Below are 14114 nucleotides of genomic sequence, written 5' to 3' on the forward strand. Positions count from 1 at the left end.
AGCCCGCTCCCACACTTGGAATGCGAACTCCTGTGGGAGCGGGCTTGCTCGCGAATGAAGTCGATGCGGTCGCAAGTCGAAAATAGGTCCGCTCGCCGGTGAGGGCGAGCGGCGGTCCAGCGGTCTTACTGTGCAGGTTGTTGCGCTTTCATTTTTTCAGCGATTTTGGCGTCTACCGCAGCACGGATCTGGTCGATGCTGAAGCTGGCCGGTCTCTGGCTAGGTGGATACTCGATGAAGGTCTGCAGGAACGTCGCCGATTTTTCAACGGCTACAGCCGCCAGGTAGACGTTCTTGGTTTGCCAATCGTAATACTGATCGGACACCACGTCGGCACGTTCATACGGGTCCATGCGCAGGTTGAAGATCTTCGGTACGCGCAAGCATACGAAGGGTTCGCTCCAGACCTTGAAGCCGCCCGGTGCACGCTGTTCGCAGAACACCGCTTTCCAGTTGTCGAAACGCATCGACACCAGCACGCCGTCATCGTTGAAGTAGTAGAACTCCTTGCGCTCACCCTTGGGTGCCTGGCCGGTCAGGTAGGGCAGTTGGTTGTAACCGTCCAGATGCACCTTGAAGTTGTTGCCGCCGGAAGTCGGTGCCCAACCCTTGAGCAGCTTGTTTTTCACGTCGGCATCGCCAGCGGCGGCCAGCAAGGTCGGGAACCAGTCCATGCCCGAGAACATCTCGTTGGACACTTCACCCGGCTTGATCTTGCCTGGCCAGCGGACCATTGCCGGCACGCGGTAGGCACCTTCCCAGTTGGAGTTCTTCTCGTTACGGAACGGCGTGGTTGCCGCGTCCGGCCAGGAGAACTGGTTCGGGCCGTTGTCGGTGGTGTAGACGACGATGGTGTTGTCGGTGATTTTCAGGTCATCAAGGGTTTTCAGCAGTTTGCCGACGTCGCCGTCGTGCTCGATCATGCCATCGGCGTAATCGTTGCCGGGCATGCCGCTCTGGCCTTTCATCGACTCGCGCACGTGAGTAAACAGGTGCATGCGCGTGGTGTTCATCCAGACGAAGAACGGTTTGTCCGCCTTGGCCTGTTTCTCGATGAACGCTTGCGCGGCGGCGGTGGTTTCGTCGTCGATGGTTTCCATGCGCTTGGTGTTCAGCGGTCCGGTGTCTTCAATCTTGCCATCGGCAAAGCTGTGAATCACGCCGCGCGGCGAGTAGGCCTTGACGAACGCAGGATCGTCCTTGGGCCAGTACGGACGCTCGGGTTCTTCTTCGGCGTTGAGGTGATAGAGGTTGCCGAAGAATTCGTCGAAACCATGGTTGGTCGGCAGGTACTCATCCTTGTCGCCCAAGTGGTTCTTACCGAACTGACCGGTGGCGTAACCCTGGGACTTGAGTGCCTGGGCGATGGTGATGTCGCGTTTTTGCAGGCCGACCGGTGCACCCGGCATCCCGACTTTCGACAGCCCGGTACGCAGCGCCGACTGTCCGGTGATGAATGTCGATCGGCCGGCGGTGCAGCTGTTCTCCGCGTAATAGTCGGTGAACATCATGCCTTCTTTGGCGATGCGGTCGATGTTTGGAGTCTTGTAGCCGACCACACCCATGGAGTAGGCGCTGATGTTGGTCTGGCCGATATCGTCGCCGAAGATCACGAGAATGTTGGGTTTTTCGGCAGCCCCGGCAGTTGCCGAAATTGCCATGACCGACGCTGCCACCAGGGCGAGTTTCGGTATCCATTTACGTATGCGAGTCATCTGACTGGCTCCTTATGCTCACTTGCGTCGCGTTCTGCGACAAACGTTTATTGCGGTCCTGCATTACGTCTTTTTATTGCACTTGCTCGGGTGTGGCGGCATCGAACGGGTAGATCCGACGCCATTCGGACGCCATGTCGACGACCGTCCAGCCACGTTTGTTTGCTTCGTCCAGGGCTTTGTCCAGGCGACCGATCTGCGACTGCCGGTCATAGGCCCATTCGCGTTTGGCGTCGGTGTGATGCACCAGGCCCATGAAGCGTTTGCCGGGACCGGCGGCGGTCCACTGGAGCATTTGCAGGTCGCCGTCGGAGTTGCCGAAGGCGAGGATGGGCCGCCGACCGATCACCGCGTCGATGCTGACCGGTTTACCCGGGCCATCGTCGTTGTGCGCCAGTTTTGGCGTGCGCATGATCGAGGCCTTGCCATCCTTGTAGTCAAACGTTGTGACGAATGTGGTGCCGATGACCTGCTCGGGTGGAATGCCGTAGACCTTCTCGGCGAATGCGCGCATGAAGCCGGTGTCGCCGCCGGAAACGATGTAGGTCTTGAAGTCCTGGCCGCGCAGGTAGTCGAGCATCTCCAGCATCGGCTGGAAGATCATCTCGGTGTACGGCTTGCCGGTTTTCGGATGGCGGGCCTGGCTCAGCCAGGTCTTGGCGTAGTCCTCGAAGGCTTCGGTGGTCATGCCGGAGTGGGTGGCAGCGACGATTTTCAGCAGGCCTTCCATGCCGGTGGCGGCCAGGGCCTTTTGATCGTTTTCCAGCACTGCCTGGAACGGTTGGGTGGTTTTCCATTCAGGGTGCTGCGGCGCGGTGCGCTTGACTTCCTCGAGGGCGAACAGCAGTTCGAAGTACATCGGCTGCTCGCTCCACAAGGTGCCGTCGTTATCGAAAACGGCAATGCGGTCCTCGGGTTTGACGAAGTCCTTGCTTTTCTGGTCGGTGACAGCCTGGACGAATTCGATGATCTGCTTTTTCGACGGGCCATCGTTCCACGAGGGCAGTGGCTCGGCGGCCTGCACCAGCAACGGCAGGCTCAGGGCCAGGGTCAGCAGGAAACCGAGTGCGCGATGACGGCGTAGCGATATCGAATGCGTCATGGGAAGTCCTTCTCGTGAACGGGGTTGAGCGGATGCAGTGCACAAGAGACTGATTCTCTGTTGCGCCCGGCCTGACTATGCAGCGTAGACAAAGAATCCTTGATTTGGCGCAGGGCCTGATCTTTGGTCGGCTCACGGCCGTAGCAAGCGCGCAGGAACGTTTGCAGGCGTGGGCCGAGGTTCGTCAGCTTCAGGCCCTGGCGGCTGCGTCGGGTCCACAGGTACAAGGCGCTGAGTTGCGCCGGTTTATCCTCGATTTGCGCCGGAATCTGCCGCCACGCGTAGTCGGCGGACTCGAGCCAGGCGGCGTGTCGGGCGCGGCGTCGGGCTTGCCAGTTGAGGTAGGTGCGATGCACGAGGGGACGACTGAACCAGCCCAGTGCCACCACGGCCAACACCAGTGCCAATAGCCCGAACCAGTGCCCGGAAAGGTGCAGGCGATTCTGCTGGCCGAGTTTTTTCAGGTCCTCGGTGATGGAAAACACCGGCTTGTAGGCGCTGTTGGCCGCCGCGTCGAAGGTCACGGCAGGCACCATGGCCGTGCGGGTTTTCTGACTGCTGGCGTCCCACCATTTCAGTTCGACGGCTGGCAGGCTGTAGTGGCCTTGCTGGTCGATGCGGTAGGTCACGCTGTCGATGCGCTGGCCGCCATTGAAGTTGCCGCGACCGTCATCCAGATTGCGGATCTGCGGCGCTTTCGGGTAGCGGCTCAGGCCCTTGATGGCGTCCAGCGTCGGTGTCGGCAGTGACATGGCCAGGGCACCGTCGGCCTGCAAGGTCAGTTCCCGGGTGATGCTGTCGCCGACCTTCAGCGGCGTGGCCGAATTCATGGTCTTCTGGGTAAACCGCAGTCCTTGCGCCACCAGCACCGCCTCACCGGGCTGGAACCCTGGTGGTTGCGCGGCGTTGAAATGCAAAGGCTGGCTCTGGGCGCTGAGTGCGTGGCTGGCCTGACCCGGTGTGACTTGAACCGTCAGCGCCGGAATGTCGAAGCCCTGGGCCAGGTTCGGAGTGATCAGGTAGCTGTAGCGCATGCCGCTGAAGGATTGGCCGTCGAAGGTCTGGTTGATGTGCTCGGCATGGCCGTCCGGCGGCATCACCAACGCGCCGGGCAGTTTCAGGTCGGGCAGGGTAGGGGCGCTGGTGAACCAGGTGTCGGTGAAGACATCGAGCTGCAACTCGACCAGGCTGCCGACCATGACGGGGTCGGCGGGTTGCAGGGTGGCCTGGACTTTCAGTTGAGGGTCGGCGGCGAAGGTGTTGAGGCTGATCAGGCCAATGAGCAGGGCGCTGAGTGTTGTGGTGAGTGGTCGGGCCCTTTCGCGAGCAAGCCCGCTCCCACAGGGGATCTGTGGCTCAAACACATCCAGTGTGGGAGCGGGCTTGCTCGCGAAGGCCGCGACACGGACTTTCAGGCTGATCATGGTTTAGCCCCCGCCTGATCCTGCAAGCTGAACTTCTGCTTGAGAAATTTCGCCGGCGATGTAGTCAGGTTCTGCAACCACTGCTCATCCGATGCCGCTTGCTGGGTCTCGACCTTTTTGCTTTGACCTTTACCCGGTGCCTTGTCCATCTTGATTTCGTCGGGCTTGACCTCCGGCGCGTTTTTCTCGGCGCTTTCGGTGTCTTTCTCCAAGGCGATAGCCAAGGCCAGGTTGGCCGTGGCTTCGGGGAACTGTGGTTGCAACTTCAGCGCCTGCTGATAGGCCGCGATGGCCTGATCGAACTTGAACCGGCGCACGTAGATGTTGCCCAGGTAGAAATAAGCCTGCGGTGTGTCCAGGCGCGCGAAACTGGCCAGGGCCAGATCGAAGTCGGCCGCGTTGTAGGCGGCAACGCCTTTCCAGTAGGGATCGACAAACAGCGCCGCCGCCTGAGGGTAGTGCTGATGTTCAAAGGCCCAGCGACCTTGCTGGTCGCGGGTGAAGAAGGCATCGGTCAGTGCGTTGGCCTGTGCCGGCGCCGGTTGCAGACCCAGGCCCAGCGCCAGCAGCAAGCCAGCCATCCAGTTCACGCTCCAGCCCCTGCGTACGCTGAAGAAAGCGATCAGCAACAGCGGCCAGCACAGCCAGTAACCGGCGTCTTTCCAGTGCAATTCGCGCTGCTCGTCACTGGCTGACTGGAAATGTTGCTCGGCGTGCAGTTCGATCCAGTCCAGATCGTCATCGTTGAGGGTCAAGCTGCCCAGTGGCGCATCCAGCGTCGATGCAAGCTGCTTGAGGGCGTCCTGATCGAAACTGCCCAGTTGCGGGCGACCGTTGCTGTCGGTGCGCGGCTGACCGCTGGCATCGCGAATGATCCCGCCGTCTGTGCTGCCAGCCGCCAATACCAGGACTTGCAGTGCGCTGTCGGCCAGTTGTTTGTCCAGCCCGGCCAGTGCCGAGGTGTCGGCGCCATCGGTGATCAGCAGCAGGGTGCCGGGCGTTTTCTCGGCGGCGAGCAGGCGCTTGGCCTGATCGATGACCGCACTGACATTTTTTCCCGGTTTGCTGATCAGGTCGGTGGCCAGGGCCTGGATGAAGGTGTCGAGCAGCGCCGGATCGTCGGTGGCGGGCAATACCAGGTGCGCGCTGCCGGCGTAGGCAATCAAGGCGTTGCGCGAACCGGCCCGGCGCTGGATCAGGTCGTGGAGCTTGTGCTTGACCGCTTCCAGGCGACTGGGCGGAACATCGCTGGCGTCCATGGACGGCGACAGGTCGACGGCAATGATCAGCGGCGCGCGGTTTTGCAGAAAGTCCGGGCGGTCCTGTTCCCAGGTCGGCCCGGCAGCCGCAACGGCACCCAGCACCAGCAGCGCGCACACCAGGTGCACCGGACGCAGGCGTTGTTGGTCTTGCGGAGTGATCAGCAGGTGCGGTAGCAGATGCGCGGCGATGTTGCTGCGCAAGCGCCGTTGCAGGTCCTGGTTGCGCCGCCATAGCAGCGGCAGTAACGCACCGAAGATCGCGAGCAACAGCCACAGCGGGCGCAGGAAATGGAAGTCGCTGAGGTTGATGTCCATCTCAGGCCTCCTGCCGTTGACGGGCGAGCATCAGGCGAGGAAGCAGCAGGGCGCCCAGGTGATAAATCGCCAGCAGGGCAATGGCAGCGCCCAGCGGCCACCAGAACAGGTCGCGTTTGGGCTGGTGGCTGAGGGTTTTGACCTCATGCGGGGTGAGTTTGTCCAGGGTGCTGTAGACCTGATCCAGGGCGTTGCGGTCCTCGGCGCGAAAGAAGCGTCCGCCCGTGGCTTGGGCGATGTCCTGCAAGCCTTGCAGGTTGACCTTGGCTTCGCCTTCGGCATTCGGGTCGCCAATGCCGATGGTGTGAATCACCACGCCTTTGGCCGCGGCCATGGCGGCGGCGTGGTCCGGGGTGATAGCGCTGCTGGTATCGTTGCCGTCGGTGAGCAGGATCAGCACTTTCTCCTGTTCGTGGGCCTGATCCAACAGTTTCAGGCTCAAGCCGATGGCGTCGCCGATGGCCGTGTTAGGGCCGGCCATGCCGATGCCGGTGTCGTCCAGCAGCAGCGACAGGCTGGCGTGATCGAGGGTCAACGGCGCCTGCGGATAAGCCCCGGTGCCGAACACGATCAGTCCGATTCGATCTTCTTTACGCTTGTCGATGAACCCGTGCACCACTTCCTTGACTGCGGCCAGGCGATTGATTTTCTGGCCGTTGGCGTCGGTGAAATCAGTGGTTTCCATCGACTGGGAAATGTCGATGGCCAACATCAGGTCGCGCACCGGTTGCTGGCGTTCGATTGGCTTTTCCACCAGCACCGGCCGGCTCGCCGCCACCAGCAACAGCGTCCAGAGCAGCAGGTTCAGGAGTAGTTGCCAGCGGTTGCTGCGGGTGCCGGCCTGGCTCGGGGCCTGCCCGACCGCACGGCTCATCGCCGCAAAAAACGGGACACGCACGGCGCTGCGCGCTTCGCGGTAATCGGGCAGATAGCGATAGCCGAACCACGGCAGCGGCAGCAGGATCAGCAGCCAGGGGTAATCAAGCTGCCACATGATGACGCTCCACCCAGGTTTTGCAGGTGTTGAACAGTTGCTGGCGCTGGTCTGGGGGCAGGGCCCGCAATGTTGCGTCGGGGGCGTAGGCGAGCAGCGAGAGTTGCTGGCTGAAGTCGGCGGGCAGCGGCTGTTTACTGTGGCGCTGCAAAAACGCCTGCCAGTCCTCTTTCCCCAATGCAGCAGGAGACCCCTGTGGGAGCGGGCTTGCTCGCGAAGGCGTCCTTTCAGTCGACATCAATTTTGAATGTAATGGCCTCTTCGCGAGCAAGCCCGCTCCCACAGGTTTTGCGTTCGGCATAGAGATCGCGACGCGTTTGAGCAGCTCCGGAAGCTCGCGCAGCGCGCTCAGGTCATTGCTGCGCTGCTGCAACTCCTCCAGCCGCAGCAACGCCTCGCGCCGGTAACGATCGCGCCGCCATTGCCAGTATCGCCGTGCGCCTGTGACCACCAGTGCGACGATCAAGAGCGCCAGCAACACCCACCAACCCCAGGTTTGCGGCACGTAACTGACAGGCTCCGGCAGTGCCATTTCCTTGAGTTGATCGATGCTCGGGATGTTGGGGTTCATCGGCGCCCTCCGCTGAGCTTGCCCAGTTCGGCGCGCAGTTGTTCGTGGGCTTCGGTGGCGGTGCTGAACATCATCAGCGGTACCTGGCTGCGGCGCAGTAAGGTCGCGACGTCCTTGAGCCTGCCGCTGAGAAAATCACCGAGCGGCTGGTGCACCTGGCGTCGATCTACCGCCAGTTCCACCTGCAATTGCCCTTGGGTGATCAGCAAACGACCGTTTTTCGGTAGGTTGAGCGCCAACGGGTCATAGACCTGCATGGCAATCACGTCGTTATGGGCCGCCAGTTGCCGCATCAGTTGCAAGGTGCGTTCGCCGGCCCCGGCGAAGTCGCTGACGATACAGATCAAGTGATCGTGACCGGCCACGGCCAGGCAGTGTTGCAGGACCTTGTCGAGTTGGTCTTCGCCTTCGGCATCCGGGTTGGCGGCATTGAGCTCTTGGTTCTGCTGGGCAATGCGGCTGCACAGCGCCTCGATCCGTTTGCGACTGCGCAGCGGGGCGATGCTGTCGATGCGTTGATCGTTGAAGACCAGCCCACCGACGCGGTCGCCGGCGTTGAACACCATCCACGCCGCCAGGGCGCCGAGCTCGGCGGCGACGGCGGATTTGAAGCTGCGTTGCGAGCCAAAGAACATCGACATGCGCTGGTCAACGAGGATCAGCGCCGGACGATCGCGCTCCTCGGTGAATGTGCGTACCACCGGTTTGCCGGTGCGCAGGGACGCGCGCCAGTCGAGATGGCGCAAATCGTCTCCGGGCTGATAGCGGCGCAGTTCATCGAAGTTCAGGCCCCGACCACGCAAGCGCGAAGCGTGGTTGCCGGCCAGGATGCTACCCTGGGGCTGGCGCGCCAGGAAACTCAGGTCACGGGCCTTGAACTCCAGGGCCATCAACTGCGCCAGGGAGACATACACCAGGCCATCAATGTTCACGCGGGAATCGCCACTTTATCGAGCAGGCGGTCGAGCACCTGATCGGCGCTCACGCCATCGGCCACCGCGTCGTAGCTCAGTTGCAGGCGATGGCGCAGCACCGGGTGCACCACGGCGCGGACGTTGTCTGGCGAAACGAAATCCTGGCCCTGCAACCAGGCGTCGGCCCGCGCGCAACGATCCAGGCCGATACCGCCGCGCGGGCTGGCGCCGATGCTGATCCAGCGGCCGAGATCGGCGTCGTAGTCGGCGGGATGGCGGGTGGCATTGATCAGGTCGATCAGGTAGCGGTCGATGGCGGGGGATACGTGCACCGCGCTGACTTCCCGGCGCGCGGCGAACACCACGTCCTGGGACAATGAAAAGCCCTGCACCGCAGCCGTCTTGGCGCCGAGTGCCTGTTCTTCTTCACGCAACAGGCGCAGCACCTGGCTTTCGTTTTCCGCGCTCGGGTAATCGAGCAGCACCTTCATCAGGAAACGGTCCATCTGCGCTTCCGGCAGCGGATAGGTACCTTCCTGCTCAATCGGGTTCTGGGTCGCGACCACGATGAACAGGTCCGGCAGCGCATGGCTGTTGCCGGCCACGGTGATCTGGCGTTCTTCCATGGCTTCGAGCAGCGCCGCCTGGACCTTGGCCGGTGCGCGGTTGATTTCGTCGGCGAGGATCAGGTTGCCGAACAGGGGACCTGGCTGGAAGCGGATTTCGTTCTTGCCTTCGACCTGATGCAGCACCTCGGCGCCAGTGATGTCCGAGGGCAGCAAATCGGGGGTGAACTGGATGCGACTCATCTTCGCATCCAGGTGTTTGGCCAGTGACTTGACCGTGCGGGTCTTGGCCAGGCCGGGCAAGCTTTCGAGCAGCAAATGCCCGTTGGCCAGCAAGCCGATGAGCATCTGCCGGATCACCTGGTCCTGGCCGAGCACCGCTTCGGCGATGCTGGCTTGCAGGGCATTGAGGTCGTTGAGTGCGCTCATGCGGTCTCCTAGAAAAACGCCAGGGTCATGTTGACGCTGATACCGTTGCCTTCAGGGCGGTTCTTGGTGTCGAACTCCGGCACCCAGCGCGCATTGAAGTTGGCCTGGGCGTCGGCGAACTTGCCGGTCCAGCCCACTGTCGGTCCGGCACCCACGGAACGTCCGCGGAAGCCGCTGTCGGCACCGGACCCCGAGTCATCCGTGACCTGCTGGATGTAACCGGCTGCGATACCGGCGTTCCAGCCGTTGCCAAAACCATGGGTCCACAGTGCATCGAGCGTGTAGATATTGCCGTTGCGATAATCGGTGGAGTCGTTCTCGGTGTAGAACTCCAGGCCGCTCGACAGTGTGAATTCGCCGCCCTTGCCGTCCAGGTGAGTGAACGCCACGGTCGGCATGAAGGTGTAATTGTTCTGTCCGGGGTTGGCCAGGCGATCGTCGTTGTAGGCTCCGGTCGGCACGTAGATCGGCAGGGAGAACGCGATGTGATTGAGTTCGTCGAAGTGATAGCCGGCGGCAATCGGTGTCACCAGCATGTCGGCGAACTGGGTGCCGGTGTCGGAGGAACCCAGCGTTCGACCGCGGGGCCCGGTGATGTTGGCCGATATGTCGGTGTACTGCACCGGAACGCCGACGGCCGATGCATAGTTCCAGCGGCCCTTGCCGGTGTCCCAGACATGGGTGAAGTTGGCCATGGTGTAGGAAACCTTCATGTCCAGCCCGGTACTGGCGGCACCCACCAAAGGAATCTGGGCGTTGCCCTTGAGGTCGCCGTCGTACCAGATGCTGGTCAGGGACATGACCCAACCCGGCTCCGGGGGCACGATCCCGGCATTGGAGAACACTTGCTGGCCGGTAATCGGCCGTCCGACACCACCCTCGGCCGCCAGTACCAATGGGCTAGCGCTGACCATGCACAGCGCCAACAGGGGGCGCACTACGAAAGGCCTGATCATGTGACTGACTCCGATTATTGTTGTGGGGTAACGGGTGTCAGCAACGGCATTTTCCATTGACCGTTGGTGACTTCCGGTTGTGGCAGATACAGGCGCAAAATCCCGTAGAACGGCCCGTTCGGTGCCGGCAGCCAATTGCTTTGCAGGTCTTTGGCCGGCGCCTTGTGCTGCACATAAAGCGTCAGGCCGCCATCGGCATCGAGCTTGAGATCAGGCAGCATGCGCGAATTGATCAGGTAGCGATTGAGCGGGTTGGCCACCAGCAGCTTGTTCTTGCCGTCGTACAGGGTCAGGGACCAGAACGCATCGGCCGGGGGCAGGGCGCCCTTGTCGAAATGCAGGGTGTAGTCATTTTTCGAGGCGTCGACCGGTTTGCCGTCCTTGTCGACGAAGTAACCGATGTAGTTCGCCTCTTCAGCGGAGTTGCCGAAGATTCCCATGTTGGCGCCGGCGTAGCGGTACAGGTAGTTGCCCTTGAGGTGATCGCGGGTGCCGAAGAAATCACCGCTGGTGACCTCGTGGGTATCGACCTTGGTTTTCTTGAACTCGGCAAACCCGGCCTTGGCGTCGCTGATCCCGTCTTCCAGCGCCTTGCGCTGCTCGGCGCTGAGCGTGTTCACGTTGAATGGCTTGCCTGCCTCGATGCCGATCTTGGCGAAGCGCGCCATCAGGTCTTTTTCCACGTCCTGGGTCGGGGCGAACGACAACATGAAGTTCAAGTAGCGGAACAGGTCCGGGGTTTCGCTCATGGTCGGCGTGGGTTTTGGCCAGTCGATCTTCGCTGCGGCAGGCGGCGCTTTCTGTTTGACGTAATGGCTCAGGGTTTCAACCTTGTAACCCTTCTGGATCTGCTTGACCTTGGCCAGGTCCTTTTCATCAAACAACTGCGTGCGGTACAGCGCATAGGCGATGTTGCTTTCACTGCGCAGCAAGCGATCGATGTTCTGCGGCTGCTGGCCCTGCCAGCCTGGCCCGGCGATCATGAAATGCCCGCCATTGTTGCCGGTGCTGCGGGTGCCCAGGTACGCAAAGTTCTGCGTATAGGCGTCGATCAGTTGCACCGAGTAATAACGATGCTCTTCGATGGGCGGCAGGGTCAGTACCAGTGGCTCGGCGCGCAGATCCATCCAGACAAAGGAGTAGGGCGTGTCGGCGTTCGGCGTGACAAACGCGGTGTCCTTGGCGGTGAAGGCCTTGGCGGTATTGCCGATCTGGTTGAACGGCGCCTTGAAATTCGGGCTCTTCTTGTCCACGGCCTGGGTGTAGAGCGTCTTGTACATCTCCACCACCGGGAAACCGTACAGGTAAGCCTCCCTGGCGATGGCCCGGGCTTCTTCCGGGCTGGCGCTGAAGTCGGCCCAGGTGCAGGTGCTGAGAGCAATCAGGCTGAAGCCGGCTGCGCGAAAGGCAACGTTCATGGAAAAATCCTTATGGCCTGAGCTGGTAGTGCGGTGGTAGCTCGGCGAATACATTGAGAATGTTGCGGGCACTCAGTCCGGACGGAATGGAGCGCGGGAAAGGAGGGCGTGCCAGTCGGATACCTGGCGGCGGGCGGCAGGTTTGACGGGGAGTCGTGGTGTGTCCGGGCATAAAAGTCAGGCGCACGCAGATTCACCAATAACAAGGCGTGCATCTCCATTCTTTTCAACATGATTCCCCCGGTTCCCTGGTGGCTCATTGGCTACTCGGCACTTTTGTCAGGCCGTTACTGCGTAATCCCTTTCCGATCAAGCCTGTAGGACGCGTCAGATGAAGTTAGCATCTAACCACGGCTTAGCCAGTCGAATGAATTAATTCTTTCGTTTTGTGTGCAAGTTCTCGATATTTTCGTGTACTAAAAAGTTAATACGGATCAAGGGCTTGCCGGAACAAGTTGAGTGACTGTTTAGTCAAGGTGGGAGCGGGCTTGCTCGCGAAAGCGGTGTGTCATCCAGCGTTGATGTTGCCTGACACGACCTCTTCGCGAGCAAGTCCGCTCCCACGGGAATCTGTCCGTCAGTTTTTCTTTGCCTGCTCCCACACCCGTTCTTCCTGTTCACGCAGTTCCGGGGTGAATTCGGCGCCAAAGTCTTCGGCCTCGAACACCTGGCGAATCTCGATTTCGGCTTCGGTGCCCGGCATCGGGTTAGGGCAACGCTTGACCCATTCGATGGCTTCTTCCCTGGATTTCACTTTCCACAACCAGAAGCCGGCGATCAGTTCCTTGGTTTCGATGAAGGGGCCGTCGATGACCGAGCGTTGCGCCCCCGAAAACCTGACACGAGCGCCTTTGCTGCTGGGGTGCAAGCCTTCGCCTGCGAGCATGACGCCGGCCTTGACCAGTTCTTCGTTGTAGTTGCCCATGGCCGTCAGCAGTTCCTGACTGGGCATCACGCCGGCTTCGGAATCGGCGTTGGCCTTGATGATGATCATAAATCGCATGGTGTTCTCTCCGTTGTTATTGGGTGACTCACTGCCTGGTCGAATGGCAGCGAGGCAAATCGACAGGACTGCCAATAAAAAACTGTTGTTGATGGCGCCAAGCGTAGGTTTATTTTCGACATCCGGTGCACGCTCCGGTATCTGTGACCGGCTTGATTATCGACCCATGGAGTGTGTCCTTCGTGCCCATCCTGGAACTCACCACGCTCATCCCCGGCCGCACGCCCGAACAGGTCCTCGATTTCTGCCTGGAAGGGGTCAACTTTCCGAAGATTTTCCCCGAGCGCATTACCCCGCTGGGCGATATCGACCGGAGCAACCTGCGGATTGAAGCCGGGCGGCAATTTTGCTTTCGCCACTGGATGTTCAATGTGATTCCATCGAGTTGGACGGTGGTAATCCGCGAGGTCGGCGAGCGGCATTTCATCGACGAGATGCTCAGCGGGCCGATGCGCGCCTTTCGTCATGAACATCGGGTCGAGGCAGGAGAGGGCGGTACGCTATATACCGACCGGGTGGCGTATTCGGCGATTGGAGGCGCGCCGCTGGAGTGGCTGCTGGTCAACGGCTACATGCGACGGATTTTCGCGGCGCGGCATCGCAATATGCTGGCATTGCTCAAATGACAGCACTGGCCTTGTGGGAGCGGGCTTGCTCGCGAATGCGATAGGTCAGTCACTGCGATGCTGGATGTGCCATCGTTTTCGCGAGCAAGCCCTCTCCCACAGGGTCTTGGAGTGAATGAGAAAGCGCGTGTATCCAATTTTGTGCGCTGATGCATGACAATTTATGTTTGACCATAGGTCGTCGGACAATTTCGTGGTTAACTTCGGCCTCGTCAAAACTCTCCACCACAACGTTCAGAAGGACTCCGTTCATGGCTCAAGTCACTCTTAAAGGCAACCCTGTTCAAGTCAACGGCCAACTGCCACAAGCCGGTTCCAAGGCACCAGCCTTTTCCCTGGTTGCCGGCAATCTGTCCGACGTTACCCTCAAAGACTTTGCCGGCAAGCGCAAAGTGCTGAACATCTTCCCAAGCATTGACACCCCGACCTGCGCCACTTCCGTGCGCCAGTTCAACGCCAAGGCCAGCGAAGTGACCAACACTGTCGTACTGTGCATCTCCGCTGACCTGCCGTTCGCCCAGGCGCGTTTCTGCGGCGCCGAAGGCCTGGAAAACGTCCAGAACCTGTCGACCCTGCGTGGCGCCGAGTTCATCGAGAACTACGGCGTGGCCATCGCTGACGGCCCACTGAAAGGCCTGACCGCCCGTGCCGTGGTCGTGCTGGACGAAAACGACAACGTGCTGCACAGCGAACTGGTTGGCGAAATCGCTGACGAGCCGAACTACGAAGCGGCCCTTGCTGTTCTCAAGTAAGTCGGCTTTACAATTGTTAACACCCCCGCTGTCAATAATGTTGTTCAGTTAGAGACGTTGTAGGAGC

Annotated in this window: 13 protein-coding genes; 2 read left to right on the top strand and 11 right to left on the bottom strand. The window is 60.8% G+C overall.

From position 1 onward, the window contains the following. Positions 1 to 125 precede the first annotated feature (125 nt). The 11 genes from QMK54_RS14660 to QMK54_RS14710 all read right to left on the bottom strand — a co-directional run bounded on the left by QMK54_RS14660 (position 126) and on the right by QMK54_RS14710 (position 12669). Positions 126 to 1715, bottom strand: a complete 1590-nt coding sequence (locus QMK54_RS14660) for an arylsulfatase (RefSeq protein ID WP_223596317.1) — start codon at positions 1713 to 1715, stop codon at positions 126 to 128. 73 nt (positions 1716 to 1788) lie between these two features. Then, positions 1789 to 2817, bottom strand: coding sequence for an HAD family hydrolase (locus tag QMK54_RS14665; protein ID WP_320402794.1), 1029 nt, complete (start codon positions 2815 to 2817; stop codon positions 1789 to 1791). After that, complete coding sequence (locus QMK54_RS14670) at positions 2814 to 4241, bottom strand: hypothetical protein (RefSeq protein WP_320402795.1); 1428 nt, start codon at positions 4239 to 4241, stop codon at positions 2814 to 2816. The genes QMK54_RS14665 and QMK54_RS14670 overlap by 4 nt, the downstream gene beginning before the upstream one ends. Beyond that, on the bottom strand, positions 4238 to 5818 hold the full coding sequence (locus QMK54_RS14675) for a VWA domain-containing protein (RefSeq protein ID WP_223596311.1): 1581 nt from the start codon (positions 5816 to 5818) through the stop codon (positions 4238 to 4240). The genes QMK54_RS14670 and QMK54_RS14675 overlap by 4 nt, the downstream gene beginning before the upstream one ends. Position 5819: 1 nt before the next feature. Continuing rightward, on the bottom strand, positions 5820 to 6812 hold the full coding sequence (locus tag QMK54_RS14680; RefSeq protein ID WP_110663162.1) for a vWA domain-containing protein: 993 nt from the start codon (positions 6810 to 6812) through the stop codon (positions 5820 to 5822). Further along, positions 6799 to 7383: a DUF4381 domain-containing protein gene (locus QMK54_RS14685; RefSeq protein WP_320402796.1), complete on the bottom strand. Its 585-nt coding sequence runs from the start codon at positions 7381 to 7383 to the stop codon at positions 6799 to 6801. Before QMK54_RS14685 ends, QMK54_RS14680 begins: the two co-directional genes overlap by 14 nt. Next, complete coding sequence (locus QMK54_RS14690; RefSeq protein WP_320402797.1) at positions 7380 to 8315, bottom strand: DUF58 domain-containing protein; 936 nt, start codon at positions 8313 to 8315, stop codon at positions 7380 to 7382. The genes QMK54_RS14685 and QMK54_RS14690 overlap by 4 nt, the downstream gene beginning before the upstream one ends. After that, entirely contained in the window at positions 8312 to 9292 is a 981-nt protein-coding gene (locus QMK54_RS14695; protein ID WP_320402798.1) for a MoxR family ATPase, read from the bottom strand. The genes QMK54_RS14690 and QMK54_RS14695 overlap by 4 nt, the downstream gene beginning before the upstream one ends. 8 nt (positions 9293 to 9300) lie before the next feature. Continuing rightward, on the bottom strand, positions 9301 to 10248 hold the full coding sequence (locus tag QMK54_RS14700) for a transporter (RefSeq protein ID WP_110661945.1): 948 nt from the start codon (positions 10246 to 10248) through the stop codon (positions 9301 to 9303). A gap of 14 nt (positions 10249 to 10262) precedes the next feature. After that, a complete protein-coding gene (locus QMK54_RS14705; RefSeq protein WP_320402799.1) occupies positions 10263 to 11666 on the bottom strand; it encodes a DUF1254 domain-containing protein in 1404 nt (467 codons plus the stop codon). Positions 11667 to 12243: 577 nt separating this feature from the next. Then, the gene (locus QMK54_RS14710) at positions 12244 to 12669 is read right to left on the bottom strand and encodes a YciI family protein (RefSeq protein WP_320402800.1); all 426 of its coding nucleotides are present in this window, start codon (positions 12667 to 12669) and stop codon (positions 12244 to 12246) included. Positions 12670 to 12851: 182 nt separating this feature from the next. On the opposite strand from QMK54_RS14710, the gene QMK54_RS14715 reads away from it, so the two are divergent. Together QMK54_RS14715 and tpx are read left to right on the top strand one after the other, a co-directional pair. Continuing rightward, positions 12852 to 13295, top strand: coding sequence for an SRPBCC family protein (locus QMK54_RS14715; protein WP_223596302.1), 444 nt, complete (start codon positions 12852 to 12854; stop codon positions 13293 to 13295). A 251-nt stretch (positions 13296 to 13546) separates the two neighbouring features. Then, complete coding sequence (gene tpx / locus QMK54_RS14720; protein WP_110657735.1) at positions 13547 to 14047, top strand: thiol peroxidase; 501 nt, start codon at positions 13547 to 13549, stop codon at positions 14045 to 14047. Positions 14048 to 14114: the final 67 nt, after the last annotated feature.

Source organism: Pseudomonas sp. P5_109 (assembly GCF_034009455.1).
Lineage (GTDB): Bacteria > Pseudomonadota > Gammaproteobacteria > Pseudomonadales > Pseudomonadaceae > Aquipseudomonas.

Bases quoted from the DNA above. Each gene is read 5' to 3' on its own strand.
- QMK54_RS14660 (WP_223596317.1), bottom strand. From the start codon at position 1,715: ATGACTCGCATACGTAAATGGATACCGAAACTCGCCCTGGTGGCAGCG.
- QMK54_RS14665 (WP_320402794.1), bottom strand. From the start codon at position 2,817: ATGACGCATTCGATATCGCTACGCCGTCATCGCGCACTCGGTTTCCTG.
- QMK54_RS14670 (WP_320402795.1), bottom strand. From the start codon at position 4,241: ATGATCAGCCTGAAAGTCCGTGTCGCGGCCTTCGCGAGCAAGCCCGCT.
- QMK54_RS14675 (WP_223596311.1), bottom strand. From the start codon at position 5,818: ATGGACATCAACCTCAGCGACTTCCATTTCCTGCGCCCGCTGTGGCTG.
- QMK54_RS14680 (WP_110663162.1), bottom strand. From the start codon at position 6,812: ATGTGGCAGCTTGATTACCCCTGGCTGCTGATCCTGCTGCCGCTGCCG.
- QMK54_RS14685 (WP_320402796.1), bottom strand. From the start codon at position 7,383: ATGAACCCCAACATCCCGAGCATCGATCAACTCAAGGAAATGGCACTG.
- QMK54_RS14695 (WP_320402798.1), bottom strand. From the start codon at position 9,292: ATGAGCGCACTCAACGACCTCAATGCCCTGCAAGCCAGCATCGCCGAA.
- QMK54_RS14700 (WP_110661945.1), bottom strand. From the start codon at position 10,248: ATGATCAGGCCTTTCGTAGTGCGCCCCCTGTTGGCGCTGTGCATGGTC.
- QMK54_RS14705 (WP_320402799.1), bottom strand. From the start codon at position 11,666: ATGAACGTTGCCTTTCGCGCAGCCGGCTTCAGCCTGATTGCTCTCAGC.
- QMK54_RS14710 (WP_320402800.1), bottom strand. From the start codon at position 12,669: ATGCGATTTATGATCATCATCAAGGCCAACGCCGATTCCGAAGCCGGC.
- tpx (WP_110657735.1), top strand. From the start codon at position 13,547: ATGGCTCAAGTCACTCTTAAAGGCAACCCTGTTCAAGTCAACGGCCAA.